Here is a 22,306-nt window from a genome sequence, read left to right on the forward strand (position 1 = left end):
TGACTACGACGACAGCAATGACAACGCAAAAACTGCATCAACTCGCCAAGACCATCCGCAGCAAGAACGCGGGGGTCAACAAGATCACCTTCGACATCATCTTTCGCGAGGCGGCCGAGTACGAACGCGTCAAGCGCTCGCGCGCGCTGAGCCGGGAAAGCATGGCCGCGCTCTATGGGATTCCGGTCGAACGGATCTCGGATTTCGTCGAATACGATCCCGCGTACGCCATCAAGTTCACGATCTATCGCACCCGGCCCAGCGGCAGCGCCGGCGATGGCRACATCTTTGGCGCCCAGCAGTACGCGCCGCTGCTGGACCTGGATATCCCGGCCTAGGCAGGACATCGCCGGATTCCACGGGACCCCGGGTGTCCACCCGGGGTCTGGATCCTGACATCCATGCTGCTCTACCGATTACTCCCGTTGCTACCCGTTGCTGCCCATTGAGATAGGAGCGCCGAATGCGAAAGACGTTAGCCCACATTGCGCTGTTGCTTGCCGCGATGTCCGTGGTAACCATGGCCGCGGCCCAGACCGATGCCAAGGTGCCGCCTTTGATAAGAATTGTCGTGCCGTTTTCGGCGGGCGCGAGCAATGACGTGATCGCGCGTGCGATCGCGCCGGGGCTGGCAAAGCGCCTGGGGACTACGGTCATCGTGGAAAACAAGCCGGGTGCGGCAGGCGTCGTTGGCGCCGATTCGGTTGCCAAGGCGCCACGGGACGGGTCCGTGCTGCTGCTGACGTCGTCGACCTTCCTGACCGCTGCCGCCACCCAGCCTCGTTCGCCCTACGATCCGCTTGCCGCGTTTGCGCCAGTGTCCATGGTCGCCGAGGGGCCGCTGTTGCTGGCGGTCTCGTCCTCGACCCAGATCAGGTCGCCGGCCGAGCTGATCGCGGCGGCGCGCGCCAAGCCGGGCGCGCTCACCTACGGCTCGGCGGGGATCGGTTCGCTGGCGCAACTGGCGACGGAATTGCTGTGCGACATCTCGAAAGTCCAGATGATGCATGTCCCGTACAAAGGGGCTTCCAACGCGATGATCGATCTGGCCGCGGGGCAGATCGACGTCATGATGTCCAACTACAGCTCGCTGGTGACGCAGTTGAAGTCCGGCAAGGTACGGGCGCTGGCGGTGACCTCGCAGCGGCCGAACCCGGCGTTTCCCGAGTTGCCGTCGCTGGCGGCATCGGTGCCAGGCTACGGGATCGAGATCTGGGTCGGCGTCCTCGCACCTGCCGGCACGCCCGCGCCGCTGGTCCAGAGGCTGAACCGCGAGATCAATGAGATCGCTGCGTCGCAGGATGTGCGCATCGTGCTTGAACCGGACGGCTCGGCGCCCAAGGCAATGAGTCCGTCCGAATTCGGCGCGCGCATGAGGCAGGATCTTGCGCAGTGGAAGCACATCGCCAGCGACAGGAAGATCGTGGCGGAATGAGGAGTGGAGTGAGGGAAGGGGGGAAGAGGCCTCAGGCGCCGCCCAGCAAGTCGTGCGCATTCAGGATCGCGTACGCCATATCCGGCTTTGCCTCAAGGCAACGGCGTATCGCCGCGGGAATCGCCTGCTTGGTCTTGCGGCACAGCCCGGTTTGCTCTTCCACCTGGATGTTGATGCCGCGCACCGTGCGCACTTCGTGGATGCTAGGTGTGATCGTCAGGACGATGCCCAGTTGCGCATGCATGCGCTTTTCCATGTCCTTGAGCTCGGCAAGGCTCGACAGGCTTTCCAGGCGGGCGATCAGTCGCTTTTCCTCTTCCCGGGTCAGCCTCAGGATCCGCATGTCGGATTGCGGGTCGTCCAGCAACGCCTCGCGACCGCATGTGCAGGCGCCTGGCGGACACTCCTTGCGAATCGGAAAGGGGGCGTTCATGTCGTCGAGGCGATGTGCGCTCATCCGGAGGGGAGGGATATCTTAAATCAAGAATCAAGGGCCCCGCTGGGCGCCGGCCCTTGCCGGGATTGAACGGGCCGGCCGGCGAGAAACCGCCGGAAGGTTTATCCTCGCCGTGTCGCGCAACCCGCCGCGGCGCAATTCGCCCGCCGGCGGGATGCCGCGTCTGGCAATCACAACCAAGGACACCCCCATGTCGCTCTCGATGTATGAAGTATCGATTCCAGCCTTTATCCGGGCTTTTGGCAGCTTGTCGGCCATCCTGGACAAAGGCGCCGCATTCGCACAGGCGCAGGGCATGGACCCGGCCGACCTGATCCAGACCCGCCTGGTGGCGGACATGGACCCGCTGCCCGCACAGGTGCAGCGCGCCAGCGACACCGCAAAGGGTTGCGCGGCGCGGCTGGCTGGCATCGAGATGCCAGCCTTTGCCGACACCGAAACCACGTTTCCGGAACTGCAGGAGCGCATCGCCAGGACGGTGGCCTTCCTGAATACCATCCAGCCCGCCCAGCTCGAGGGCAGCGAAACGCGCACCATCGAGCTCAAGCTGCGCCCCGAGCCCGTCACGTTCGACGGCAAGTCCTACCTGCTGGGCTTTGTGCTGCCGAATTTCTATTTTCACGTGACCACGGCTTACGACATCCTGCGCCACAAGGGCGTGCCGGTGGGCAAGCGCGACTATCTCGGCCTGTCCTGATCGAGATCGGCGCCGGCCTGACGGTGACCGGGGTGCAAAGCCTGTTACCCTATCCCGGCCCGAAGCGGCGCGGCGGTGTGTCCATCCGTGCTGGCACAGGCGTGATGCGCCGGGGTCAGGCCCTGGCGGCGGCCAGCTTGCGCTCGCCCAAGGGGTGTTGCTCCAGCCGGTCCAGGCGCCCGCTCAGCGCGGTCAGGCCAAGCGCCGCCAGTACCACCAGCGCGCCAATCCACGGTGTATGCATCAGGCCCAAATGGGTCACGATCAGGCCGCCGGCCCAGGCCGCGCCGGCAATGCCCAGGTTGAAGGCGGCGATATTGAGGCCCGATGCCACATCGACGGCACCCGGCGCATGGCGCTCCGCCTGCTTGACCACATAGACCTGCAGCGCCGGCACATTGCCGAAGGCAACGGCGCCCCAGGCCAGCACGGTCGCAACCACCAGCCAGCGGTGCGGCGCGGTGAAGGTCAGCGCAAACAGCACGATGGACAGCAGCAGGAACACGATCTTGAGCGCGGCAATGGGGCCGTGGCGGTCGGCCAGGCGGCCGCCCCAGATGTTGCCCGCGGCGACCGACACGCCGTACACCAGCATCACCAGCCCGACCGCGCTGGCGCTGAAGCCCGATACGTCCTGCAGGATGGGGGCGAGGAAGGTGAAGGGGATGAACGAGCCGCCATAGCCGATCGCGGTCTTGGCGTAGACCAGCAGCAGGCGCGGCTCGGCCAGCACCTTGGCTTGTTGCAGCAACGAGGCGGGGGCGCCGTGGCGGATATTGGCCGGGACAAACATCACGCTGCCGACAAGGGCGACCAGGCCGAGCGCCGACACCGCGAGGAAGGTCTCGCGCCAGCCGAAATGCTGGCCGATCAAGGTGCCCAGCGGCACGCCGGTGACGAGCGCCACGGTCAAGCCGGTGAACATGATGGCGATGGCGCTCGCGGCCTTTTCCTTCGGCACCAGGCTGGTGGCGATGGTGGACCCGATCGAGAAGAACACCCCGTGGGCCAGGCCGGTCAGGATACGCGCCAGGATCAGCGATTCGTAGCCGGGCGCCTTCCACGCCAGCAGGTTGCCCAGCGTGAACAGGGCCATCAGCGATACCAGCAGCGCCTTGCGCGGCAGGCGGCCGGTGAGGGCGGTCAGCACCGGGGCGCCAATGGCCACGCCGAGCGCATAGAGGCTCACCAGCAGGCCGGCCGATGGCAGCGTGATGTGCAGATCGGCGGCGATGGTGGGGATCAGGCCGACGATGACGAATTCGGTGGTCCCGATGGCAAACGCGCTGATGGTCAGCGCGAACAGGGCAATGGGCATGGTGGGCTCCAGGAGCGTCCGGAATTAGGATGGACGCAGTTTGCCGCTGTCTTTCTTGCAGATTAAGTGGGTGATCTGGATAAGATATTTGATTAGTATTCAACAATGAAGATCACACTCGAAGAACTGCAGGCCTTTGCCACCGTGGTGGACAGCGGCTCCATCACGGCTGCGGCCGAGCAACTGGGGCAGACCGTCTCCGGCATCAGCCGTGCGCTGAGCCGCCTGGAAGACAAGGTGGGCACCACCCTACTGCACCGGACCACGCGCCGGCTGGCGCTGAGCGAGGAGGGCGAGGCACTGCTGGCCCACGCGCGCGCGATCCTGGCTTCGGTGGAACTGGCGGAGGAGCAGATGGCCGTGCGCCGCCAGCGGCCGGCGGGGCGGCTGCGGGTCAATGCGGCGTCCCCTTTCATGCTGCACGCGATCGTGCCGCTGGTCGGGGAATTCCGCCGGGCTTATCCGGAAATCGAGCTGGAGCTCAATACCAACGACCAGATCATCGACCTGCTCGAGCATCGTACCGACGTGGCGATCCGTATCGGCGCGCTGCGGGACTCCACCCTGCATGCCCGCGCGCTGGCCAGCAGCCGTGTGCGCGTGCTGGCCAGCCCAGCCTATCTCAAGGCGCGGGGCCGCCCGGAAAGCGTGGCGGACCTTGCCGGGCACAGCCTGATCGGCTTCAACCAGCCCGAATCGCTCAATCGCTGGCCCCTGCGCGGCGCCGTGGGCGAAGAGGTGCAGATCACGCCGCATCTGTCGGCATCGAGCGGCGAAACCCTGCGCCAGCTGGCACTGGCGGGCGAGGGCCTGGTCTGCCTGTCGGATTTCATGACCGACGCGGACCGGCGCCGCGGCGACCTGGTGCAGGTGCTGATGGCGCACACCATCGACGAACGTCAGTCGATCAACGCGGTCTATTACCTCAACACCCAGCTTTCGGCGCGCATCGCCAGCTTCCTGGATTTTGTTGGCGGCAAGCTGCGCGAGGCGGCTTGGGCGCAACTTTAGGCCGGCGGGCCAAGCGCCAGCGCCTGAGCGTGGCCTTGGCAATAGGGGAAATCAAGGAGGCGGCTGGAGCGGATTGCGCTCCTGTGCGAAAATAGCGAGTTCGCCGCAGTTTCCTGGCCAATAGTCGCCACGCGTCGCCAGTTGCCCGCCCGGCATTCGCCGCGCGCCTGCACCGACTGCCTCACTGCACCACCCACAGCACGACCTACAAGAGCTACCAGAGCTTTACCAGCCAGCATGACTTACGCCGTCAAGGAAATCTTCTACACACTGCAGGGCGAAGGCGCCAACGCGGGCCGCGCAGCCGTGTTCTGCCGCTTCTCCGGATGCAATCTCTGGAGTGGGCGCGAGGAAGACCGTGCCAGCGCGGTCTGCCAGTTCTGCGACACCGACTTCGTTGGCACCGATGGCACCGAGGGCGGCAAGTACCGCACCGCCGAGGCGCTCGCCGACAAGGTAGCGGCCCAGTGGCCACAGGCTGTGGATAGCAGCGGCGCCGGGCGTCCGCTGGTGGTCTGCACGGGCGGCGAGCCGCTGCTGCAGTTGGATGCGCCGCTGATCGACGCGCTGCATGCGCGCGGCTTCGAGATCGCCATCGAGACCAATGGCACATTGCCGGTGCCCGAGGGCATCGACTGGGTTTGCGTGAGCCCCAAGATGGGCTCCGAACTGGTGGTCAGGCGCGGCGACGAACTCAAGGTGGTGATCCCGCAGGATGGCCAGGATTTCGCCGCATACGAGCGCCTTGATTTCCGCTATTTCCTGGTGCAGGCCATGGACGGCCCGCTGGCACGGCAAAATACCGCGCTGGCGGTGGAGTTCTGCCAGCGCCGTCCGCTCTGGCGCCTTTCGCTGCAGACCCACAAGCTGCTCGGCATCCGGTAGGCAAATCGCGCAAATCGCGCCGGTACGCACCGGCACACCTCGGCACCCATTGGCCCACATGAACAAGCAAGTTTCCATTACCCGCCGTCTGGAGTTCGACTCCGGCCACCGCATTCCCAACCATGGCGGCCAGTGCCGCAACATCCATGGCCATCGCTATCGCCTGGACCTGACGCTGTCGGGCGAGGTGCTGCATCGCGCCGGCGCCTCGGACGAGGGCATGATCCTGGACTTCAGCGATATCAAGGCGCTGGCCACGGAACACCTGGTGTCCAAGTGGGACCACGCTTTCCTGATCCATCGCGGCGATACCGCGCTGCTGAACTTCCTGCAGACCATGGACGGGCACAAGACGGTGGTGCTCGATGCCATCCCGACCGTGGAGAACCTGGCGCAGATCGCCTTTGACATGCTGGCCCCGGTGTTCAAGGATTGCTTCGGGCACCAGTTGCAGCTCACCCGCCTGGTGCTGTTCGAGACCCCGAACTGCTGGGCCGAGGTCAGCGCTGCCTTCAGCCTGCCGGCGCAGGACTGACTCGCCGCATGACGCAGCCGCGATGACCGAGCCGACCCTGCCGCCCGAGGCCAGCCTGGCAAGCCCGGATCTTTCCATGGATCCTGCGCTTGCGCGCGATCGCCGCTATATGCAGGCCGCGCTTGACGAAGCGCGCCTGGCCGAAGCCGCTGGCGAAGTCCCGGTGGGCGCGGTCGTGGTGTGGAACGACACCATCATCGCGCGCGGCCACAACCTGCCGATCCGCTCGGTCGATCCTTCCGCGCATGCTGAAATGCAGGCGCTGCGCGCCGCTGCCCGCGTGATCGGCAACTACCGCATGCCGGAGTGCGAGCTGTACGTGACGCTGGAACCCTGCGTGATGTGCAGCGGCGCGATCCTGCATGCGCGGATTCGTCACGTGGTGTTTGGCGCCAGCGATCCCAAGACCGGCGCCGCGGGCAGTGTGCTGAACCTGTTCGAGCAGGCGCAGCTCAATCACCAGACCACCATTGCCGGCGGGGTGATGGCCGACGAGTGCTCGCGGATGCTGAAGGATTTCTTCGGCGGCAGGCGCCGGGCCCAGAAGGCCGCGCAGAAGGCGGCGCAAGAAGCCGGGCAAGAAGCCGCGCAGGCCGTGGGGGCCAGCGATGCGCCTGCCTGCGCGCATTGCGCCGCTGCCGCGCCTGCTGCCTCCATCGACACCGACACCGACACCGACACCGACACCGACCCAAACCAGAACCCCGACGCATGAGCCAGCCCACGCCTACGCCCACGCCAGCCACCGAAGTCCGCCTGATTGCGTCTTCCGGCTATCCGCACGACGTCGCCATCGCCGCGCGCGGCTGCGCCTGGCTCAAAGGGCAGGGCTTTCATGTCGGCAACCCGGATGTGCTGGCGCGCCGCTACCTGCGCTTTGGCGGCAGCGATGCCGAACGGCTGGCCGACCTGCATGCCATCGGCACCGGCGCGGCGCACGAGCTGACGCTGGCTGTGCGCGGCGGCTACGGTATTGCACGGCTGCTGGAGCAGGTGGACTTTGCCCGCATTGCCGAGCAGGCGCGCGCCAGCCAGACGCCCATCGTCGGCCACAGCGATTTCACGGCCTTCCAGCTGGCGTACCTGGCGGCCACTGGCGGCGTTACCTTTGCCGGTCCGATGCTGCTGGCGGATTTTGGCGCGGACGTGGTCGATCCGTTCATGTGGCAGCACTTCAACGGCGTGCTGCGCGATCCGGCCTACACCATCGACGTGGATGCGCCGCAGGCTGGCGGCCAGCCTTTTACGGGCGCGTTGTCGGGCACGCTGTGGGGCGGCAACATGGCGATGCTGTGCAGCTTGCTGGGCACGCCGTTCATGCCGGCGGTGCAGGGCGGCATCCTGTTCCTGGAAGACGTCAACGAGCCGCCTTACCGGGTCGAGCGCATGCTGCTGCAGCTGGACCAGGCTGGCGTGCTCGGCGCGCAGCGCGCGATCCTGCTGGGCGACTTTTCCAATTACCGCGTGACGGATTACGACAACGGCTACGACCTGCCCGCCGTGGTGGCGTACATGCAGGAGCGCTTGTCGGTGCCGGTCCTCACCGGCCTGCCGTTCGGCCACTGCCCGCGCAAGTTGACCCTGCCGGTGGGAGGGCAGGCGCAGTTGAGCGCACGTGCGGACGGGTTTTCGCTGTCGCTGTCGGGTTACCCGGTGTTGAAAGCGGCGCCTTGCGCCCGCATCTGAGGCTTATCGCTTCGTTCCTTTGCCCGCCAGTGGTAAAATCGCCGGTTGTTTCCCGATTTCCCTGCCCGGGCCCCGCGCCAACGCGCCGCCAGGTTGCCATGCCTGGCTTTGTGCCGTTCATGCAGCTAAGCAAGCCAGGCTAAGCAATTGGCAATTAGCAATTCGCACAGCCATTTGCGCAGCCATCAGCAGGGCGGCAGCCCGAGGCAAGCGCGGCAAGTCCCGCGCCTCATCATCCATACAAGGTCCCAGACGTGCTTTCTACCGCAAACATCACCATGCAGTTCGGCCCCAAGCCGTTGTTCGAGAATATCTCGGTCAAGTTCGGCGAGGGCAACCGCTACGGCTTGATCGGCGCGAACGGTTGCGGCAAGTCCACCTTCATGAAGATCCTCGGCGGTGATCTCGAGCAGTCCGCCGGCACCGTCATGCTGGAGCCGGGCGTGCGCCTGGGCAAGCTGCGCCAGGACCAGTTCGCCTATGAAGACATGCGCGTGCTGGACGTGGTCATGATGGGCCACACCGAGATGTGGGCCGCCGCCGCCGAGCGCGACGCGATCTACGCCAACCCGGAAGCCACCGACGAAGACTACATGAAGGCCGCCGAGCTGGAGGCCAAGTATGCCGAGTACGACGGCTACACGGCCGAAGCACGTGCCGGCGAGCTGCTGCTGGGCGTGGGCATCCCCACCGACCAGCACCAGGGCACCATGAGCAACGTGGCGCCGGGCTGGAAGCTGCGCGTGCTGCTGGCACAGGCCCTGTTCTCGAACCCGGACGTGCTGCTGCTCGACGAGCCGACCAATAACCTCGACATCAATACGATCCGCTGGCTGGAACAAGTGCTCAACGAGCGCAATTCCACCATGATCATCATCTCCCACGATCGCCACTTCCTGAACTCCGTGTGCACGCACATGGCCGACATGGACTACGGCACGCTCAAGGTCTACCCGGGCAACTACGACGACTACATGGAAGCCTCCATGCAGGCGCGCGAACGCCAACTGGCGGCCAACAGCCGTGCCAAGGAGCGTATCGGCGAACTGCAGGACTTCGTGCGCCGTTTCTCGGCCAATAAGTCCAAGGCACGCCAGGCCACCTCGCGCCTGAAGCAGATCGACAAGATCAAGGTCGAGGACATCAAGCCGTCGTCGCGCCAGAATCCCTTCATCCGCTTCGAGTTCGACAAGAAGCTGCACAACCTGGCGGTGGAAGCGGAAGGCGTCACCAAGACCTACGACCGCAAGGTCATCAACAACCTGTCGATGGCGATCCAGGCCGGCGAGCGCGTGGCCATCATCGGCGAGAACGGCGCCGGCAAGACCACCTTGCTGCGCAGCCTGCTGGGCAGCACCGTCAAGGGCGGCGTGGAAGTCGATCGCGGCACCATCAAGTGGGCCGAGAACGCCAATGTCGGCTATATGCCGCAGGACACCTTCGAGGAGTTCCCGGTCGACCGCGACCTGATCGACTGGATGAGCCAGTGGACCCAGGCCGGCGACGACGACCAGTCGCTGCGCGGCACCATGGGCCGCCTGCTGTTCTCGGCCGACGACATCAAGAAGTCGGTCAAGGTGCTGTCCGGCGGCGAGAAGGGCCGCATGATCTGGGGCAAGCTGATGCTGGGCCGCCACAATGTGCTGGCGCTCGACGAGCCGACCAATCACATGGACATGGAATCGATCGAATCGCTGCAGATCGCGCTGGACAAGTTCACCGGCACGCTGGTCTTCGTCTCGCACGACCGTGTGTTCGTGAGCGGCCTGGCCACGCGCGTGATCGAAGTGCGCAACGACGGCACGCTGACCGATTACCTGGGTACGTATGACGAGTACCTGGAATCGCAGGGTATCAACGACTAAGCAGCAAAAGCCTCGGGCAAACAAGAAGGGCCGCCAAGCGCGGCCCTTCTTGTTTTTGCGGCCGGGAGCCATTGCGGCCACTCAGGCCGATGCATGCCCGTCGTCGCGCACCATCCTGTCGAGCTGGTCGATGATGGCGCCGGCGGTAATCTCCCCTTTGGCCTTGTGCAAGGCGCTGTATAGCGGGTCGCGCAGCGCCGCCAGTTCCGCCGGGCTGCCGGCCTTTTCCACCTTGACTTGCAGCAGGTAGCCGCGCAGGCCCAGGTGATGGCCGATGACATCGGTATAGAAGTGATAAAGCCGCTGGTAAGTGCCGCCCGCGGGTTGCGGGGAGGCTGGCGCGGGCAAGGCGTCGTCCCATGACGGCACATTGGCACCACGCATGCTGTACATGGAGAACAGGCTGTCGGCCTTGGCATCGCCATGGTGATCCACGCTGGCTGGCGGGCTTGCGGGGCGGGTATCCGCTGCCGCAGGCTGTGGCGCATTCTCCGCGCGGATCAGCCCGGCAGCCAGCAGGGCGTCGATGCTCTCCGGCCCCACGCCCATGCCGCCGGTCTGGGCCAGCAGCTCGCTGCGCCGGCGCTCGCCATTGACGATCAGCAGCAAGGCGCGCAGTTTATGGTCCAGCTTGCGCGCGCGCGTGCGGATTTCATCCTGGCCTTGCTCGGTCTTATGAAAAACCGGGTCGGTCATGTCTCGCTCCATTGTTATAGACCGGCCAGTGCAGTACTGTGTGCTGCACTTTTCGCCATGCGGCTCGCCGGCCGATTATCGCCACGTTGTTTGGGCTGCTGGCGCGCTGCAAAAAAACGAGTCGCCAAAGCGCACTACAATGTGGTGCACCATAAAAGTAACAAAATTTGCACCCGCCTATTCACCCAACTGAAAACTGTGGCCATGCAACAACGAGACAAACTCTTTATCAACGGTAAGTGGATTGCCCCGCACGGTACCGGCCTGATCAACGTCATCCACTCCACGACCGAAGCCGTCATGGGCCGTATCCCCGAAGGCCACGCGCGTGACGCCGAGGATGCCATCCAGGCAGCGCGAGCCGCCTTCGACAGCTGGTCGGCCACGCCGCCCAGCGTGCGCGCGGACTATATCCGCAAGATTGCGGAGGGCCTGAAGGCGCGCAGCGAGGAACTGGCGCAACTGATCGCCGGCGAAGTCGGCATGCCGATCAAGATGGCGCGGGCCATTCAGGTGGGCGGCCCGGTCTACAACTGGGCACAGGCCGCCAAGCTGCTCGATACCTTCGCGTTCGAGGAAGAAGTCGGCAATTCCCTGGTGGTTCGCGAGCCGGTGGGCGTGGTCGCGGCCATTACGCCGTGGAACTACCCGCTCAACCAGATCACGCTGAAAGTGGCGCCGGCGCTGGCCGCGGGCTGCACGGTCGTGCTCAAGCCGTCGGAAGTGGCGCCGCTCAATGCCTWCGTGCTGGCAGAGGTGATCGAAGCCGCCGGGCTGCCGCCGGGCGTGTTCAACCTGGTCACCGGCTACGGTCCGGTGGTGGGCGAGGTACTGGCCAGCCACCCGGAAGTCGACATGGTGTCGTTCACGGGTTCCACGCGCGCCGGCAAGCGGGTGTCCGAGCTGGGCGCGCAGAGCGTCAAGCGCGTGGCGCTGGAGCTGGGCGGCAAGTCCGCTTCGGTGATCCTGGACGACGCGGACCTGGCTGCCGCGGTCAAGGGTACCGTTGGCGCCTGTTTCCTCAACTCCGGGCAGACCTGCTCGGCGCATACCCGCATGCTGGTGCCGCGCGCGCGCTACGAAGAGGTCAAGGCCATTGCCAAGAAGGTGGTCGAGGGCTATACCGTGGGCGACCCGCTGCTCGAAACCAGCCGCCTTGGCCCGCTGATCTCGGCCGCGCAGAAGGACCGCGTGACCGGCTATATCCAGCGCGGCATCAACGAGGGCGCCGAGCTGGTTGCAGGCGGCCCCGAGGCGCCCGAAGGGCTGGACAAGGGCTTTTTCGTCAAGCCGACGGTGCTGGGCAATGTCGATCCCAAGGCCACGGTGGCGCAGGAAGAGATCTTCGGCCCGGTGCTGTCGATCATCTGCTATGACACCGAGGAAGATGCCGTGCGCATCGCCAACGACAGCATCTACGGGCTGGGCGGCGGCGTGTGGTCGGGCGACGAGGCGCGCGCCATCCGCGTGGCGCGCCGGATCCGCACCGGCCAGGTCGACATCAACGGTGGCCCGTTCAACATGCAGGCGCCGTTTGGCGGCTACAAGCAGTCCGGCAACGGGCGCGAGGCCGGCAAGTACGGACTCGAGGAATTCCTCGAGTACAAGTCGCTGCAGATGAAGAAGCCGGCTGCCTGAGGCCGGCGGCTGGCGAGGAACGATGCCCGGCTGGTCCGGGCATTTTTCATGGGTGGGTTCGCTGGCTCGATTCACGTTGGTTGCCTGCATGATTCGGCGATAATGCCGAAGTTCCATTGGCCGGCAAGCTGGACTGAGCGTGGGACTGAACGCCGGCCTGCGGACGGGGCAAGAAACACGGGACCAAAAACATAAATAAAAGCGCGGGCGCGACACGCCACGCGGGGAGAGGGATCGATGCGTTGGTTGAAACGGCTGACCTGGCTGGTGTTGACGCTGGCGGTACTGCTGCTGGTCGGCACCTTTGGCGCTTATGTCTGGTATCGCCAGGCATCGCAGCCGCAGACCGCGGGCACGCTGAAGCTGCCCGGCCTGCGCGAGAGCGTATCGATCGTTCGGGACCGTCATGCCGTGCCGCATATCAAGGCGGCCAATGCGCAGGATGCCTACTTTGCGCTCGGCTTCGTCCACGCGCAGGATCGGCTGTGGCAGTTGCAGATGAACAAGCGCATCGCGTCCGGCCGCCTGGCGGAAATCCTGGGGCCGAGCGCGCTGGATACCGACCGTTTCCTGCGCACCCTGGGCGTGCGGCGCAACGCCGAAGCCATCCTGGCCCAATCCTCCGCTGAGACCCGGGCCATGCTGCAGGCCTATGCCGATGGCGTGAATGCCTATATCGATGGCCGCAAGGGGCCGTTGCCGCCGGAGTTCCTGATCTTGCGTACCCAGCCCGAGCGCTGGGAGCCGGCCGATACGCTGGCCTGGCAGACCATGATGGCGTGGGACCTGGGCGGCAACTGGACCCAGGAGACGTTGCGCATGCGGCTGGCGCAGGTGCTGCCCGTGTCGCGCATCAACGAGCTGCTGGCGCCGTATCCAGGCGAACGGCCGCTGCGCACCATGGACTACGGCAATCTCTACCGGCACCTGGCGCCGCTGGCCACGGCCATGGCGCGTGTCGAGCAGCAGGCGCCGGCAGGCTATGTGGAGGGCATGGGCTCGAACAACTGGGTGGTGTCGGGCGCCCATACCCGTTCGGGCAAGCCGCTGCTGGCCAATGATCCGCACCTCGGGCTGCAGGCGCCGGCGCTGTGGTACTTCGCCCAGATGCAGGCTCCCGGGCTGGATGTCACAGGCGCCACGCTGCCTGGCATGCCGGCGGTGGTGCTCGGGCATAACCAGCGCATCGCCTGGGGCTTCACCAATACCGCGCCGGACGTGCAGGATCTCTATATCGAGCGCGTGCAACCTGGCAGCACACAGCGTTACCAGACTCCGGACGGCTGGGCAGACTTCATCACGCGCACCGAGACCATCCACGTCAAGGGCGCGCCCGACGTAACGCTGAACGTGCGCGAGACGCGCCACGGCCCGGTGATTTCGGATGCGGCCGAGCCGGTGGCGACCGCCGCGGCCCCGCTCGGGGCGCAGTACGTGGTGGCCTTCCAGTGGAGCGCGCTGCGTGCCGACGACCGGACCGTGCAGGCCGGGCTGGCGCTGAACCGCGCCACCGACTGGGCCAGCTTCCTGGCGGCGCTGCGCGATTTCCATTCGCCGCAGCAGAACATTGTCTACGCCGACGTCGACGGCAACATCGGCTTTATCGCGCCGGGCCGTGTGCCGCTGCGCCGCGCCGACAATGACCTGAAAGGGCTGGCGCCGGCCCCCGGCTGGGATGCGCGCTACGACTGGACGGGCTTTATCCCCTTCGAGCAACTACCGCGCAGCTTCAATCCGCCCGAGGGCGTGATTGCCACCGCCAACCAGAAGATCGTCGAGGACGACTACCCGTATTTCCTGACCAGCGAATGGACCGTGCCGTATCGCTACCAGCGCATCCGCACGCTGATCGACGCCACCGAGCGGCACACCATGGACAGCTTTGGCGCGATCCAGAAAGACACGCTCTCGCTCGCCGTGCGCGATGCCTTGCCGCTGCTGCTGGCATCTCCCTTCGCCAGCGACCCGGCCCTGCCCGAGCGCGAGCGCGCGCTGATCGAGTCGCTGCGCAAATGGGATGGCGATATGCAGGCCAGGCTGTCCGAGCCGCTGGTGGCAACCGCATGGCTGCGCAGGCTGTCGCGCGTGCTGTTCGAGGACAAGGTCGGCGATACGCTGTTCAACCGCCTGTGGGAGCAGCGTAACGTGCAGCAGCCCATGCTCAACGTACTGCGCAATCCGCGGGGGCAGGGCGCATTCTGGTGCGACAACAACATGACCCCGGCGCCGGAGAGCTGCGACGATGCCGTGGCCAAAGCCTGGCACCTTGCCATTGCCGACCTGGACCGGCGCTACGGCGACAAGCCTGAGCGCTGGCGCTGGGGCCAGGCGCATGCGGCCCGCTCCGAGCACAAGCCGTTCGGCAAACAGTCTTACCTGGCGGGTTTGTTCAACGTCAAGGTACCCAGTGGCGGCGACACCTATACGGTCAACGTGGGGCGCCACAACCTGCGCGACGAGGCGGCGCCGTTCGAGAGCGTGCACGCGGCCAGCCTGCGCGCCATCTACGACCTGTCCGACCTGGCCGAGTCGCGCTTCATGAATTCGACCGGGCAATCGGGCAATGTGACGTCGACCCATTACCGCGACTGGACCGACAAGTGGGCCGCGGTGCAGTACATCACCATGGCGCCGGGCCGCCGCGCGCCGGGCAATGAGGCCTTCGACACGCTGGTGCTGCAGCCGGCCGGCAGGCAATGACTATGACTATGACTATGACTGAGGTGTCCATTCCCATTGGCTGCGTGTTGCTGGGCACTGTGCGCCCGTTTGGGCCAAAGGGTGTGCCTAGCGGCATCGACAAGCATGCGGTGGACGGGGCGGTGCGCGTTACCGTGCTGGGTTTGGCCGGAGACGGGCAGGGAGACCCCAAGCACCATGGCGGCCCGGAAAAGGCCATCCACCACTACGCCTTCGATCACTATCCCGCCTGGCGCGAAGAACTTTCGCCGCTATCCACGCAGGCGGCAGAGGTACTGGCACGGCCTGGCGCGTTTGGTGAGAACGTGAGCACCACTGGCCTGACCGAGGCCGATGTCTGCATTGGCGATCGTTTTCGCCTGGGCGGGGCGTTGGTCGAGGTGTCGCAGGCACGCCAGCCTTGCTGGAAGCTGAACCATCGGTTCGGGCACGCCGGCATGGCGCGCGCGGTCCAGCAAAGCCTGCGCACGGGGTGGTACTACCGGGTGCTGGAAGAGGGCGGCCTGGTGCGGGGCGACAGCCTGGTGCTGGTCGAGCGGCCGTATCCGGACTGGAGCCTGCAGCGGCTGCTGCATGCGCTCTATGTGGATCGCCTGGATGCGGGCGCTTTGTGCGCCATGGCGGCGCTGCCGGCGCTGGCCGAGAACTGGCGCAAGCTGGCACGCCAGCGGCTGGAGCGGCGCGAGGTGGAGGATATGGAGCGGCGGCTGGCAGGTGGTTGAGCCTAAGCTGGGCCACCGCGGGCGGAAGCATCGGCCCTGGCTCAGCCCTGGCGGAAGCGCTTGCCTTTGCCCTCGCGCGTGATGCGTTCCCACACGGCCTGCTTTTCCGCGTCGTCCATGAAGACCCAGTTGCTGACTTCCATGGCACTGCGCCCGCAACCCTGGCAGATCTCGTCGAACAAGGTCGAGCAGATGCCGATGCACGGGCTGTCCGGGCGGTCGAACAGGCTCTCGTCGCCGCGTGGTGAATTCGGTTGTGATTTCAGCTGTGATTCCGGCTGTGACTCCGGCTGCCCATCGGTTAGCTGGGCGGATTGGCTGGGGTCGTGCGGGTTTGACGGCATGCGGCTGGGTGGCGGGGCGGATGGGCGCTCATTATAAACGGCTGGCTGCGCGGTCCTGGCCGCCGGTTGATGACGTGGGAGGTAATTGAGCGGCGCCGCCGGCGCGCTTACGCTGGAGCCAGCCTGATCGTACCGATCACCCCGAGGAGCCCATGATGCTGTCCCTGATTCCCGTCTTGTCCAGCGCCGCGAGCGCCGCCGCCACGCCGCCTGTCGACCCCCGTATCCGCCACACCGTCGAGCAGGTGCTGATGGGCTCGCCCGTGGCCCGCGCCCTGGGCATCACGCTGGATGTACTGGCTGTCGACCAGGTGGAATTGCTGCTGCCGTTCCGGGCCGACAACGTGACGGTCGGCGAGATCGTGCACGGCGGCGTGATCGCCACCCTGATCGACGTGGCGGGCGCGGCAGCGGCGGCTTCGGGCGCCGATGCCGGCAACCTGCGCGGTGGCGCCACAAGTTCGCTGCATATCCAGTATCTCGAAGCGGCCCGCGCGGCCAACCTGCGCGCTGTTGCCAGCGTGGTGCGCAGAGGGCGCCGCCAGGTGGCGACCGAGGTCTCGGTCTATGCCGAAGGGGAGAACCAGGCTGAACTGGTCGCCAAGGCCTTGATGAGCAGCACCTTGTTCCTGAGAGAGGGGACGTCCTGAATTGGCGCCCCCGCCGCGCCGCCGGCATCGGTCAGGATGCCGGCGTCTCGCACCGGATCAGAACTTGTGGCGAATGCCGACCGTCGCGCCAATCTGGCTCGCGCCAGCCTGAACGTACGCACTATCGGTCGGGCTGTTGTTGTTGAAGCCGTTCACGCTCAGGTTCGAGTTGCCCTTGTTCTTGACGTAAGACAGGGAAGCGTAAAGGTCGGTGCGCTTGGACAAGGCGTAATCCGCTGTCGCGACAAAGTCCCATGGGTCGGCACCGCTATTGCGGAAGTCCTGGTAGTACGCGGCGCCCGTGAGCGAAAATGCCGGGGTCAGCTGGTAGGCCAGGCCTGTCCAGTACAGGTTCGACCCGCCGTTGGCGAACTGGCCGCCGGGCAGCGAGGCGCCGTTGTAAGCCTTTGCCCAACGGTAGCCCAGGAATGCCTTGGCAGCCCCCAGCGTGTAAGAGCCAGCCGCGGTGGCACGGCGAATCATCTGCGCACTGGCGGCGGCGGTGTTATTCGCCTGGTCATAAGCCGCGCCCACCGCCAAGGGACCCGCCGCATAGCTGGCCAGGAAGCTGTATTCGCGGCCGTTGGTGAATGCCCCAGGCACTTCGTTGCCATTGTTGGTAAAGCTGTAAAGGCCGGACACGGTCAGGCCGCCGAACGTGCCGATGTACTTGCCGCTGTTGTCGGCACGCGAGCCAAATTCCGGCGCGGTCGAGGTAATGCCGTAGCGTGTCGAGATCGCCATCGGATCGTAGAGCAGGCCGAAGTCGAAGAACGGGGTCGTGTGGCGGCCCAGGGTGAACGTGCCGTACGGGCTTTGGAGGCCCACATAGGCTGCGCGCCCGAAGAGGCGGCCACCTTGGCCCGACGCGCCGGTGTCGAAGTTCACACCGCTTTCCAGGACAAAGATGCCCTTCAGGCCGCCGCCGATATCCTCGACGCCGCGCATGCCCCAACGCGAGCCTGACTGATTGCCCGAGGTCAACCGGTAAGCGTTGCCGCCGGGAGCGCCAGCGGCTGTCGCGGAGGATTTGTTCGTGTATTCGAGGCCGGCATCCGCCACACCATACAGCGTCACGCTCGACTGAGCATTTGCGCCGCCAGCGGCCAGGGCAGCCATCGTGGCCGCAAGCAATTTCATTCTCATTTCAACGATCTCGTCTAGAGTTCTTGGTTTTTTCGAGCACGGCTGGTCCCGTGCCGATGTCTTTGCACAACCGCTAGCCGCGAGCCGCTATTCGTGCGCCCTGCGCCGTACTGGTGGGCGTGCATCCGCCAATCGTGGGCAGCACTTCGCCTGGGCCGCGAACGAGCGAGCGTTCGGGCCAAGGAGGCTTGTCGCTGCCTGTGTTTCGTCAGGCGTCAGGAGTGGAGTGCGGGGGAGCCGAGGTTGGCCGCCGCCGCGGCGGGCGCAGCGCGTTCACGCGCCATCAGGAAGACGATGGCGGCGGCGATCAGGTCGAACACTGCCAGCAGGACGAACAGCGGGCTGTAGCCGATATGCGTGACGGCGATGCCGAACAGCAGCGTGAACAGGGTGGCGCCCAGGTAGCCGCTCATGCCGGCCAGGCCGGTGGCTGTCGCCACTTCGTTCTTGCCGAACGCGTCGGACGTGATCGAGTAGAGCGCGCCCGACAAGGTCTGGTGGGCGAAGCCGCCGACGCACAACAGTGCGATGGCGCTGTACGGGCTGTCCACCAGGCCAACGCAGGCCGGACCGATCATCGCCAGGCAGCCGACCAGCATGACCAGCTTGCGCGAGGTAAACAGCGACACCTTGAGGTGCTTGTGGAACCACGGGCTGAGATAGCCCCCCAGCACGCAGCCGATGTCGGCGGCAAGGAAGGGCAGCCATGCGAACATCGCGATCTCCTTGATGTTCATATGGCGCTCGGTTGCCATGTAAAGCGGTATCCAGGCGTTGAAGGTCTGCCAGGCCGGCTCCGACAGGAAGCGGGGGATCGCGATCGACCAGAAATTCCGGCTGCGCATGATCTCGAGCCAGCTAGCCTTGGCCACGTTGGCATCCTTGTGCTGTGCCTCCTGGCCGGCAAGGATGTACTCGCGTTCCTGCTCCGACAGGTGCTGCTGATTCTTCGGATGCTTGTAGCAGAGCATCCACAGCACGGTCCATGCCACGCCCAGCGCGCCGACGATGATGAAGGCCCGTTGCCAGCCGCCGTTCAGGATCGTCCACACGACCAGCGGCGGGGCGCACAGGGCGCCGATCGACGAGCCGATGTTGAACCAGCCGATGGCGATCGAGCGTTCCTTGGCGGGGAACCATTCCGTCGTCGCCTTTACGCCACCGGGTATGCCGGCGGCTTCGGCCAGGCCAAGCAAGCCGCGAAAGAACGCCAGGCCTTGCCAGCCCGAGGCCAATGCGGCGGCGGCGCATGCCAGCGACCACGCCAGCGCAAAGATCCCAAAGCCGATCTTGGTGCCGATGGCGTCCAGTACCAGGCCCGCGACCGGCTGCATCATGGCGTAGCAGACCTGCCAGGCCACGACCACATAGGAGTACTGCTGGGTCGTCATATGCAGCTCCGACATCATCGTCGGTGCGGCAACGGATAGCGTATTGCGCGCCAGGTAGTTGACGATCAGGCCCATCGTGACCAGGCTGACCATCCACCAGCGCATGCCCTTTATGTGTTTCATCATGTCTCCTTGTATTTATGGATTCGCGGCAAAGCCGTGTGCCGCTCCATGTCGTTCTCGATCCTGGTTGGCCCCAGCACCAATCCACGCAGGTCAGGCGGCTAAAGAGAGCGGCCAGGGATCCTCGGCGGGGGGATATCAGGGGGGTATCGGATCAGGTAGAAATCAAGCCGCTTGGCTTACGCGCTACCTGTGCGCGCCGCCATGCCGCTGCGCCTCCGGCGTGAAATCGATGCTCGCGAAACTGCCGCCCTGGTATTGGCGGCCGATGGCATCGAGCGGGTTCGGGCCGGCGAGAATCTCTTCGGCGAAATCTTCGGCATTCTGTTTGGGCTGGTAGTGCAGGCGCGCCGCGCCATCGTTGTTCCAGCAGCTGCGCGCATTGGCGGAGACGCCCCACACGACGAGGAAGCCAAGGTCAGGCACCGTGATGCCCTGCTCGATGAGATGCACGAAATCTTCGTGTCCCAGCCAGGTACTCAGATGCCGAAACTCTTGCGGTTTTTCCACGCAGCTGCCGATGCGCACGCAGACGCTCTCGATGCCGTGCTTGTCCCAGTAGAGACGGGCAAGCCCTTCGCCCCACATCTTGCTCAAACCGTAAAAGCCATCCGGGCGAAACTCGCAGTCGGTCGAGAGCTGTTGGTCCACCGGATACATGCCGATCGTGTGATTGGAGCTGGCGAACACGATGCGGCCGACTTTCTGGCGCCGCGCGCCCTCATAGACCTCGACGAGTGCCCGCAGGTTGTTGTCGATGATCTCCGGCAGGGGGCGCTCGACACTCGTGCCAGCCATGTGGATCAACACGTCGACACCGTCCAGCAGGCGGTCGACCACGGCTGGGTCGCGCAAGTCGCCACGCATTACCTCTTCGCCCTCGGCGACCGGTGCGAGCGACTGCGAGTTGCCCGACGAACGCAGGCTATAGCCTCGCGCCAGCAGGGCGGTCCGCAGCACGGTGCCCAACTGGCCACCGGCGCCGCTTAATGCAATCTTGGTCACGATATGAAATCTCCGTCTTGTTTGGTTTGGCCTGGCGTATGGAGCGTTCGCGCTCCGATCCCATCGCGCGTGCCAGCTAAGCCGGTCTTGCAGCTATTTATGGGATGTCATACAACATAGGCTAGAGTTATTTGTACGACAAGTGAATATAAAGTAGGACAACTTTCTTAGGATTTCAAAGTCTTGTCAACGACAACCATGGAGAAATCGGGTTTACCCCTGACGTAAGATGGCTTAATAGCCATATTTATAAAGTGAATTGGCGTGAGGAACTGTTGATGGACCCGGCATGCAGTATGTTAGTCTGACAGCTTGCGCAACAATCCATGCGCCGGCCAACCGGCGAAGCAGCAGGAGCGAGGTGTGGACGAATTGGTATTGACGGCAACCGACAGCACCAGTCTTTCGGAGCAGGTTTGCAAGCTGATCATCGGAGCGATCCTGCGGGGAGAGTTTTCCGCGGACCAGAAGCTACCGACGGAAGACGATCTGGCCGGCCGTTATGCGGTATCGCGGACAACCGTGCGGGAGGCCCTGTCGCGCTTGCGATCCGAAGGCATCGTGGTCTCGCGGCGAGGATCCGGAAGCTATATCCAGCGCATGCCGGTGCGCGGGCAGCCGGTCACCCCCCAGATATCCAGCATCGCCGATATCGAGCATTACTACGCGTTCCGCCTTTGTGTGGAAGTCGGCGTGGCTGAGCTTTCAGCGCAGATGCGCACCGATGCGGACATCGACGCCATTCGCGCCGCCTACGCCGCGCTGGACCGCACGCAGGAAAGCGAAACATCGGGCGTGGAGGAGGATCTGCAGTTGCACCTGGCCATTGCGCGGGCATCTCACAATCCTTTCTTCGTGCCCACGGTCGAGCATGCGCTCGGCCCGATTCGCCAGTGCATGGAACTGGCCCGTAACCTGGGGCAGACGCGCAATCCCACGCGCTTCGAGCAGGTCCAGGCGGAGCATCTGGCGATCATCGAGGCGATCGTGCAGCGGTCGCCGACTCAAGCCTCGATCGCGATGCGACGGCATATCGAGAATGCCCGGCGCCGAATTTTCGAGGGGGCCTGACTCGCGGTCGTGCGTTGGTGTACTTTCTTCCTTCAAGTTGTATAACAACTTTACCGAAGTCCAACGGCGTGGCTTTCTTTCGCGGGCACGGTCATGAATCAAGGGGCTTCGATGCCGATCCCAGCTGGCAGCCTGGCGCAGAGAGGGCTAATAACGTATTTTTTGTTGTCAGACATCAGTTGTCATGGGGTGGCGCTTGGGGGCTGCCGGACCGAGCCCGCAGGCGGTATCAGCCGGGCTGGCCCTGGGCGATGTTCCGCGGCTCGGCGTCGAGTTGTCGCGCCAGTTCATCCACTGCACGCCGGATCGGCTGGCCACTCCTGGCGACTTTGGCAAGCGTCAGTGCCCCTTGCCAGCCGCAGATCACCAGGCCGGCGAGCTCGGTGGCGCGTACCCCCGGGATTCCGCGCGCCGCGAAGGCATCCGCCAGCACGGCTTCCCATGCGGCAAAGGCCGCGTTGCCTGCTGCTGCCACGCCCTCGGCTTCCGGGGCGATTTCCAGCAGGATGGTGGAGATCGGGCAGCCGTCACGATAGTCAGACTGGGCCATCCAGCCAGCCATCAAGACGCCGTAGGCCCGCACGATCGCGCCCGGCGAGTCGTGTTCCGAGCATAGCTGCGCGAGCGTCGCACGCACGAGTTCGCCGGCGTACACGATGACTTCCTCGGCGATCTGCTCCTTACCTCTCGGGAAGTAGTGATAGAGCGAGCCTTTTGGCGCGCCGCTCAATGCAACGATGTCATTGGTGCCGCTGGCGGCGTAGCCATACCGGCGAAAGAGCACGGCGGCGGCGCGGACGATCTTGTCCCGATGTTTAGCTTGGGCGGCCATGTGATGAAGTCCTCGGTCGTTGGCGGGGTTGATATCCTGCAAAAATTATATAGACTGGTCTACATTAAAAATAGTGGTTGAGCCATCACAGCCTCAACG

22 protein-coding genes are annotated in these 22,306 nt (G+C 65.1%); 14 read left to right on the plus strand and 8 right to left on the minus strand.

All coding sequences use genetic code 11. The features are described 5' to 3' along the window. Positions 1–17: 17 nt before the first annotated feature. Both AB4061_RS30655 and AB4061_RS30660 read left to right on the plus strand, forming a co-directional pair. Positions 18–338: a DUF4387 domain-containing protein gene (locus AB4061_RS30655; protein WP_441639976.1), complete on the plus strand. Its 321-nt coding sequence runs from the start codon at positions 18–20 to the stop codon at positions 336–338. A 125-nt stretch (positions 339–463) separates the two neighbouring features. Further along, positions 464–1,435 carry a tripartite tricarboxylate transporter substrate binding protein gene (locus AB4061_RS30660; RefSeq protein ID WP_441639977.1) on the plus strand — a complete coding sequence of 324 codons (972 nt, stop codon included), beginning with the start codon at positions 464–466 and terminating at the stop codon, positions 1,433–1,435. Between the two features lie 31 nt (positions 1,436–1,466). On the opposite strand, the gene AB4061_RS30665 is transcribed toward AB4061_RS30660, so the two are convergent. After that, entirely contained in the window at positions 1,467–1,868 is a 402-nt protein-coding gene (locus AB4061_RS30665) for a hypothetical protein (protein WP_441639999.1), read from the minus strand. Positions 1,869–2,082: 214 nt separating this feature from the next. Here AB4061_RS30665 and AB4061_RS30670 point away from each other — a divergent pair, with 214 nt between their 5' ends. Next, a complete protein-coding gene (locus tag AB4061_RS30670; RefSeq protein ID WP_441639978.1) occupies positions 2,083–2,589 on the plus strand; it encodes a DUF1993 domain-containing protein in 507 nt (168 codons plus the stop codon). A gap of 115 nt (positions 2,590–2,704) precedes the next feature. Here AB4061_RS30670 and AB4061_RS30675 read toward each other — a convergent pair whose 3' ends face one another. Continuing rightward, positions 2,705–3,907: an MFS transporter gene (locus AB4061_RS30675; protein WP_441639979.1), complete on the minus strand. Its 1,203-nt coding sequence runs from the start codon at positions 3,905–3,907 to the stop codon at positions 2,705–2,707. Between the two features lie 105 nt (positions 3,908–4,012). Between AB4061_RS30675 and AB4061_RS30680 the strand changes: the two genes are divergently transcribed. From AB4061_RS30680 to AB4061_RS30705, 6 genes are all read left to right on the plus strand, one after another. After that, entirely contained in the window at positions 4,013–4,918 is a 906-nt protein-coding gene (locus tag AB4061_RS30680; RefSeq protein WP_441639980.1) for a LysR substrate-binding domain-containing protein, read from the plus strand. Between the two features lie 237 nt (positions 4,919–5,155). Further along, on the plus strand, positions 5,156–5,803 hold the full coding sequence (gene queE / locus AB4061_RS30685) for a 7-carboxy-7-deazaguanine synthase (RefSeq protein ID WP_441639981.1): 648 nt from the start codon (positions 5,156–5,158) through the stop codon (positions 5,801–5,803). A 58-nt stretch (positions 5,804–5,861) separates the two neighbouring features. Then, the gene (gene queD, locus AB4061_RS30690) at positions 5,862–6,338 is read left to right on the plus strand and encodes a 6-carboxytetrahydropterin synthase QueD (protein WP_006159634.1); all 477 of its coding nucleotides are present in this window, start codon (positions 5,862–5,864) and stop codon (positions 6,336–6,338) included. 22 nt (positions 6,339–6,360) lie between these two features. Continuing rightward, positions 6,361–7,053: a tRNA adenosine(34) deaminase TadA gene (gene tadA, locus AB4061_RS30695; protein ID WP_441639982.1), complete on the plus strand. Its 693-nt coding sequence runs from the start codon at positions 6,361–6,363 to the stop codon at positions 7,051–7,053. Beyond that, a complete protein-coding gene (ldcA, locus tag AB4061_RS30700) occupies positions 7,050–8,024 on the plus strand; it encodes a muramoyltetrapeptide carboxypeptidase (RefSeq protein WP_441639983.1) in 975 nt (324 codons plus the stop codon). Before tadA ends, ldcA begins: the two co-directional genes overlap by 4 nt. Positions 8,025–8,278: 254 nt before the next feature. Further along, positions 8,279–9,889 (plus strand): ABC-F family ATPase, encoded by a 1,611-nt coding sequence (locus AB4061_RS30705; protein WP_441639984.1) that lies wholly within the window; start codon positions 8,279–8,281, stop codon positions 9,887–9,889. 81 nt (positions 9,890–9,970) lie between these two features. Here AB4061_RS30705 and AB4061_RS30710 read toward each other — a convergent pair whose 3' ends face one another. After that, positions 9,971–10,585, minus strand: coding sequence for a hypothetical protein (locus AB4061_RS30710; protein ID WP_441639985.1), 615 nt, complete (start codon positions 10,583–10,585; stop codon positions 9,971–9,973). A 204-nt stretch (positions 10,586–10,789) separates the two neighbouring features. Between AB4061_RS30710 and AB4061_RS30715 the strand changes: the two genes are divergently transcribed. From AB4061_RS30715 to AB4061_RS30725, 3 genes are all read left to right on the plus strand, one after another. Continuing rightward, a complete protein-coding gene (locus AB4061_RS30715) occupies positions 10,790–12,223 on the plus strand; it encodes an aldehyde dehydrogenase family protein (protein ID WP_441639986.1) in 1,434 nt (477 codons plus the stop codon). A 237-nt stretch (positions 12,224–12,460) separates the two neighbouring features. Then, positions 12,461–14,923 (plus strand): penicillin acylase family protein, encoded by a 2,463-nt coding sequence (locus AB4061_RS30720; RefSeq protein WP_441639987.1) that lies wholly within the window; start codon positions 12,461–12,463, stop codon positions 14,921–14,923. Positions 14,924–14,925: 2 nt separating this feature from the next. After that, positions 14,926–15,645, plus strand: a complete 720-nt coding sequence (locus AB4061_RS30725) for an MOSC domain-containing protein (RefSeq protein ID WP_441639988.1) — start codon at positions 14,926–14,928, stop codon at positions 15,643–15,645. Between the two features lie 41 nt (positions 15,646–15,686). On the opposite strand, the gene AB4061_RS30730 is transcribed toward AB4061_RS30725, so the two are convergent. Next, on the minus strand, positions 15,687–15,911 hold the full coding sequence (locus AB4061_RS30730) for a DUF1289 domain-containing protein (protein ID WP_441640000.1): 225 nt from the start codon (positions 15,909–15,911) through the stop codon (positions 15,687–15,689). A gap of 233 nt (positions 15,912–16,144) precedes the next feature. Here AB4061_RS30730 and AB4061_RS30735 point away from each other — a divergent pair, with 233 nt between their 5' ends. After that, a complete protein-coding gene (locus AB4061_RS30735) occupies positions 16,145–16,639 on the plus strand; it encodes a PaaI family thioesterase (protein ID WP_441640001.1) in 495 nt (164 codons plus the stop codon). Positions 16,640–16,696: 57 nt separating this feature from the next. On the opposite strand, the gene AB4061_RS30740 is transcribed toward AB4061_RS30735, so the two are convergent. The 3 genes from AB4061_RS30740 to AB4061_RS30750 all read right to left on the minus strand — a co-directional run bounded on the left by AB4061_RS30740 (position 16,697) and on the right by AB4061_RS30750 (position 20,304). Next, positions 16,697–17,785, minus strand: coding sequence for a porin (locus AB4061_RS30740; protein ID WP_441639989.1), 1,089 nt, complete (start codon positions 17,783–17,785; stop codon positions 16,697–16,699). 215 nt (positions 17,786–18,000) lie between these two features. Continuing rightward, positions 18,001–19,299 carry an MFS transporter gene (locus tag AB4061_RS30745; protein WP_441640002.1) on the minus strand — a complete coding sequence of 433 codons (1,299 nt, stop codon included), beginning with the start codon at positions 19,297–19,299 and terminating at the stop codon, positions 18,001–18,003. 186 nt (positions 19,300–19,485) lie between these two features. Further along, a complete protein-coding gene (locus AB4061_RS30750) occupies positions 19,486–20,304 on the minus strand; it encodes an NAD-dependent epimerase/dehydratase family protein (RefSeq protein ID WP_441639990.1) in 819 nt (272 codons plus the stop codon). 363 nt (positions 20,305–20,667) lie between these two features. Between AB4061_RS30750 and AB4061_RS30755 the strand changes: the two genes are divergently transcribed. Continuing rightward, positions 20,668–21,375 carry a FadR/GntR family transcriptional regulator gene (locus AB4061_RS30755; protein ID WP_441639991.1) on the plus strand — a complete coding sequence of 236 codons (708 nt, stop codon included), beginning with the start codon at positions 20,668–20,670 and terminating at the stop codon, positions 21,373–21,375. A 229-nt stretch (positions 21,376–21,604) separates the two neighbouring features. Here AB4061_RS30755 and AB4061_RS30760 read toward each other — a convergent pair whose 3' ends face one another. After that, positions 21,605–22,207, minus strand: coding sequence for a TetR/AcrR family transcriptional regulator (locus AB4061_RS30760; protein ID WP_441639992.1), 603 nt, complete (start codon positions 22,205–22,207; stop codon positions 21,605–21,607). Positions 22,208–22,306 lie beyond the last annotated feature (99 nt).

This window comes from Cupriavidus sp. YAF13, from assembly GCF_052113425.1.
GTDB lineage: Bacteria > Pseudomonadota > Gammaproteobacteria > Burkholderiales > Burkholderiaceae > Cupriavidus.

Coding starts and splice junctions, on each gene's coding strand:
- AB4061_RS30745 (WP_441640002.1), bottom strand. CDS start 19,299: ATGAAACACATAAAGGGCATGCGCTGGTGGATGGTCAGCCTGGTCACG.
- tadA (WP_441639982.1), top strand. CDS start 6,361: ATGACCGAGCCGACCCTGCCGCCCGAGGCCAGCCTGGCAAGCCCGGAT.
- AB4061_RS30720 (WP_441639987.1), top strand. CDS start 12,461: ATGCGTTGGTTGAAACGGCTGACCTGGCTGGTGTTGACGCTGGCGGTA.
- AB4061_RS30680 (WP_441639980.1), top strand. CDS start 4,013: ATGAAGATCACACTCGAAGAACTGCAGGCCTTTGCCACCGTGGTGGAC.
- queE (WP_441639981.1), top strand. CDS start 5,156: ATGACTTACGCCGTCAAGGAAATCTTCTACACACTGCAGGGCGAAGGC.
- queD (WP_006159634.1), top strand. CDS start 5,862: ATGAACAAGCAAGTTTCCATTACCCGCCGTCTGGAGTTCGACTCCGGC.
- AB4061_RS30670 (WP_441639978.1), top strand. CDS start 2,083: ATGTCGCTCTCGATGTATGAAGTATCGATTCCAGCCTTTATCCGGGCT.
- ldcA (WP_441639983.1), top strand. CDS start 7,050: ATGAGCCAGCCCACGCCTACGCCCACGCCAGCCACCGAAGTCCGCCTG.
- AB4061_RS30710 (WP_441639985.1), bottom strand. CDS start 10,585: ATGACCGACCCGGTTTTTCATAAGACCGAGCAAGGCCAGGATGAAATC.
- AB4061_RS30725 (WP_441639988.1), top strand. CDS start 14,926: ATGACTATGACTATGACTGAGGTGTCCATTCCCATTGGCTGCGTGTTG.
- AB4061_RS30735 (WP_441640001.1), top strand. CDS start 16,145: ATGCTGTCCCTGATTCCCGTCTTGTCCAGCGCCGCGAGCGCCGCCGCC.
- AB4061_RS30740 (WP_441639989.1), bottom strand. CDS start 17,785: ATGAGAATGAAATTGCTTGCGGCCACGATGGCTGCCCTGGCCGCTGGC.
- AB4061_RS30665 (WP_441639999.1), bottom strand. CDS start 1,868: ATGAACGCCCCCTTTCCGATTCGCAAGGAGTGTCCGCCAGGCGCCTGC.
- AB4061_RS30660 (WP_441639977.1), top strand. CDS start 464: ATGCGAAAGACGTTAGCCCACATTGCGCTGTTGCTTGCCGCGATGTCC.
- AB4061_RS30675 (WP_441639979.1), bottom strand. CDS start 3,907: ATGCCCATTGCCCTGTTCGCGCTGACCATCAGCGCGTTTGCCATCGGG.
- AB4061_RS30760 (WP_441639992.1), bottom strand. CDS start 22,207: ATGGCCGCCCAAGCTAAACATCGGGACAAGATCGTCCGCGCCGCCGCC.